The sequence below is a fragment of the Psychrobacter glacincola genome, from assembly GCF_904846215.1.
Classification (GTDB): domain Bacteria; phylum Pseudomonadota; class Gammaproteobacteria; order Pseudomonadales; family Moraxellaceae; genus Psychrobacter; species Psychrobacter glacincola.
Genome location: NZ_CAJGZK010000079.1, coordinates 1 through 637, shown reverse-complemented (window position 1 = coordinate 637; position 637 = coordinate 1). Strand labels below are relative to the sequence as shown.

Below are 637 nucleotides of genomic sequence, written 5' to 3'. Positions count from 1 at the left end.
ATGAGATGGTGGCTGATTCGAAATATAATCGCCGTCTCACGAGTAGTAGTACGGCGCAGTTGACAGGACCCGTTGCGGGTTCTGATTTGGTCAAGACTAAGTTTGATCCGACAGGCTTTCAGACTCGCGGTATCAATAATAACTGCGGTGCAGGTTTGTCACCTTGGGGCACCTATCTGACCACCGAAGAGAACTTTTTAGGGGTATTTGCCCGTGGGCAAGACGCTAGCCAATTAAGTGCTGGGCATAACTATGGTCGCGAACGCTACGGCGCAACGGAAAACTTCCCTGGTTGGGAATACTTATGGCATACCCCTGATGCTAAAGATGCCAAGATAAGCGACGAGTTTTCACGCTGGGATATGACCGCCGCTAGTGCTAGCGCTGCTGACGATTATAGAAATGGCTTTAATACCTTTGGCTATATCACCGAAATTGATCCTTTTGATCAAAATTCCATACCGCAAAAGCGCACAGCACTAGGACGTTTTGCTCATGAAAATTGTGCCTATGCCCCTGTTGAACAAGGCAAACCGGTGGTCTTTTATATGGGTGATGATGCTCGAGGGGAATATATCTATAAGTTCGTCTCCAAAGCCACATGGTCAAATGCTGATATCGGCGGTGGATTAAAAGC

1 protein-coding gene is annotated in these 637 nt (G+C 47.6%); it reads left to right on the top strand.

Going from position 1 to position 637, the window contains the following annotated elements; genetic code table 11:
- On the top strand, positions 1 to 637 hold a 637-nt coding region (locus tag JMW90_RS13510), incomplete at both ends, for a PhoX family protein (RefSeq protein ID WP_201564758.1).